The following is a 3,367-nucleotide window of genomic DNA, read 5'->3' as shown; positions in this document are numbered from 1 at the left end:
AAACTATCATTATCATTAGCTCTATCTTCTAAATTCTCTTCATCCTTATATTGATAAAAGGTATATTCTAATACTTCCTTTAATTTTTTCATTTCATAATTATTAAGGTATGGAAGCATACCCTGAATAATATCTGTCATTAACTTTTCTTTCATTTCAATTCTCCTTTCAAAAATTCAGGAAAATGAATTAGAACGGCTTCCCGTTAAAATTAACTCTTGCCGTCCAGAAGAGTTGTTATTAATACACTAAATGATAATTTATCAGCTTAAATAGCAATATTAGAGACATCTATTTCACCAGACATAAGTTTTGGTAATAGAGAATCCCTTAATAACGATAACTTTTTATTTTGTATTTTATTATTAATAATATTATCAAAAACTGGAATTATTAATTTGTTAAATTCTATTATTTCATTGTCAAATGGTATATAAATTTCTTTGTTTTTTAATGATTTTTTTTGTAAATGTTTTAAAGCTGAGCCTTCAAAATATTGATCATTTATTTCATTCTTAATTGATAATAGTAATAGAAACAAATAATCCGTTAATTTATTTTTAGCAAAAATACACCAAGTATCAGTAGAGTATGATGCTTTGCCAATATAAAATTTGACATCAGCATTTCCTCCAGTATTTAAGAAACAATTTCTACCATTTACTAGCGGAAAAGAGTATGATAATATTGATTGCCCACTCGTAAAAAAAGGATATTGTCCATTATTTTTTTTAACATCACCAACTTTTATTTTAGATTTTGGATTTTCTAAAATTATATCTTTAAGTTTTCCATTAGGTTCAGAATTATTAAACCAAGATTTAAATATAGCCTGTGCTTGTTGTTCTAAATTATCATTTATCTTATTATTTAATTCTATTTTTTTATCTAAATATCTTAATATCTCTACCGTTTTATTTTGGATGATTCTTTCTGGCAGAAAAATAGGTAACTCTCCAAGTGTTTTAGCATTTATATTTCCTCTTGTACTGCCACTTTTAAAAGAATATATCCAATTATAGTATTCCTTAGATTGACAGTAATATTTAATATATTTAGGATTTACTTTTTTTTTATCAATACTAAATTTTATTAAAAAACCTGCATATATATATTCTTCTTCGCTGTCATGAAAATAATTTCTACCTGTACTTCCACCAGTTCTAGCAAATACAATATCATCTTTTTTTAAAATATATTTAGATGCATTATCATCATCTATTGACATCATTTTATTTTTATTTAATGTTCCATCATCACTTATATCAGATATTCTTAAATAAGTTGGTAAATCATTAGAAAATTCAATTGCAGAAGCTGAAATTCCGTAGTTTCCTTTATTCCCAACAGAAATTTCTGATAATGTAAATTTTTTCAACTTATATTTCATACCCAATAGCCCCTAACTGCTCTCTTATTTTTTCTTCAAGTTCGTGAGATTGTTCAAACATTTCTGATAATTCTGATGTAAGTCTTGTCATTTTTTCTTCAAATGGCTCATCATCTTCATCATCTTCTTTTATTCCAACATATCTTCCTGGAGTTAAAATATAATCTTGTTCTTCTATTTCCTTAATTGTTGCTACTTTACAGAATCCTAATTCATCTTCTAATTCATGATTTTGATATTTTTCAACAGTAATAGCTATTTTTTGTATATCTTCATCAGTAAAGTCTCTATGTTTTCTATCAACCATATAACCAAGTTCTCTAGCATCGATAAATAATGTTTTCCCTTTATTTTTCTTATTTTTAGATATAAACCATAAAGTTACTGGTATAGTTACTGAATAAAATAATTGAGTAGGTAATGCAACAATAGCTTCTACTAAATCAGCTTCTATAATTTGTTTTCTTATATCTCCTTCTCCAGAAGTTTGACTTGATAAAGCTCCATTTGCCAATACAAGACCTAACTTACCATTTGGTGATAAATGATGTATCATGTGTTGTATCCATGCATAATTTGCATTATTTGCTGGTGGAATTCCATATTTCCATCTTACATCATCAATTAATTTATCTTGTCCCCAATTTGATAAATTAAAAGGTGGATTAGCCATTATAAAATCAGCTTTTAATGTTGGGTGTAAATCTCTAAAAAATGTATCAGCATGATGTTCTCCTAAATCAGCATCTATTCCTCTTATTGCCATATTCATTTTCGCCATTTTCCAAGTATCAGAATTTGATTCTTGACCATACACTGATATACTATTTCTATTCCCACTATGTGCTTCAATAAATTTAACAGATTGAACAAACATTCCACAAGAACCACACGCAGGATCATAAACACGACAATTTTCATATGGTTTTAAAACTTCAACTATTGTTTTAACAATACTTTGTGGAGTATAAAATTCTCCACCTTTTTTACCTTCTACTTCTGCAAATTTTTCAATACAATATTCATAAGTTCTACCAAGTAAATCTTCATCTGATTTTGTATTTTTCATATCTATTTTATTAGTAAATATATCAACCACATTTCCTAATACTTGCTTATCTAAATCCGGTGTTGCATAATTTTTAGGCAATACTCCTTTTAATTTAGGATTTTCTTTTTCTATTGCTCTCATTGCATCATCAATAATTTTTCCTATTTCAGGTGTATGAGCTGATTCTGCTATTTTATTCCATCTTGCTTCTATTGGTACATAAAATATGTTTTCTGAAATATATTCATCAACATCATTTTCAAATCCTTTACCTTCTTCTACAAGCTCTTTATATTTATTCTCAAATGCTGAAGAAATATATCTCAAAAAAATTAATCCTATTATAACTTTTCTATATTCTGTTGCTGGAATATGACCCCACAATACACAAGCTGCTTCCCAAATTTCTTTTTCAAACCCTATATTTGCATTATTTTTTTCTGCCAATTTTCTCACCTTTCCATCTATTTATATTAAATTTACTTTGTTTTCTTTATGAGGTTCCAATTTGGAACCTCACCAAAACTACTTTCTCTCTTTCCTAATACTCTCAAATATATACCAAAATGCTAATTTATCATCTATTTTACCTTGCTTTATCATAGTCTCATATTTATTAAGGTCTAAAAGTATCTTAAAACAAGATTTTTTGCTAAAATTAATTATTTTCTTATTTCTTAAATAAATTGGGTAATATGACATAGGAAATATTTCTTTATATTCATTAAATTCATCTTTAAACTTATTATAGTCTAAACTTAATTTTAAATTATGTAATTTATGTAATATTTCAAATTCTTTGTATAAACTATATATTATTGGCATATATAGGTTAGTTGGTATATCATTAAATTTAGTATTTTTATACATTATATCATCTACTATATCAAATATCTTTTTATCACTACTTATAGATATTAAATCCT

3 protein-coding genes are annotated in these 3,367 nt (G+C 26.1%); all 3 read right to left on the bottom strand.

Translation table 11 applies throughout. The features are described from left to right. Positions 1–268 precede the first annotated feature (268 nt). The gene (locus AWT72_RS09775; protein ID WP_197407642.1) at positions 269–1,390 is read right to left on the bottom strand and encodes a restriction endonuclease subunit S; all 1,122 of its coding nucleotides are present in this window, start codon (positions 1,388–1,390) and stop codon (positions 269–271) included. Next, positions 1,380–2,897 carry a class I SAM-dependent DNA methyltransferase gene (locus AWT72_RS08230; protein WP_231724071.1) on the bottom strand — a complete coding sequence of 506 codons (1,518 nt, stop codon included), beginning with the start codon at positions 2,895–2,897 and terminating at the stop codon, positions 1,380–1,382. The genes AWT72_RS09775 and AWT72_RS08230 overlap by 11 nt, the downstream gene beginning before the upstream one ends. 69 nt (positions 2,898–2,966) lie before the next feature. Further along, positions 2,967–3,367: hypothetical protein (locus AWT72_RS09770; RefSeq protein WP_371440143.1), on the bottom strand; the 401-nt coding region annotated here is incomplete at its 5' end.

Source organism: Oceanivirga salmonicida (assembly GCF_001517915.1).
In the GTDB taxonomy this organism is placed as follows: domain Bacteria; phylum Fusobacteriota; class Fusobacteriia; order Fusobacteriales; family Leptotrichiaceae; genus Oceanivirga; species Oceanivirga salmonicida.
Note: the sequence above shows the minus strand (reverse complement) of the source record. Positions and strands in the feature narration are given on the sequence as shown.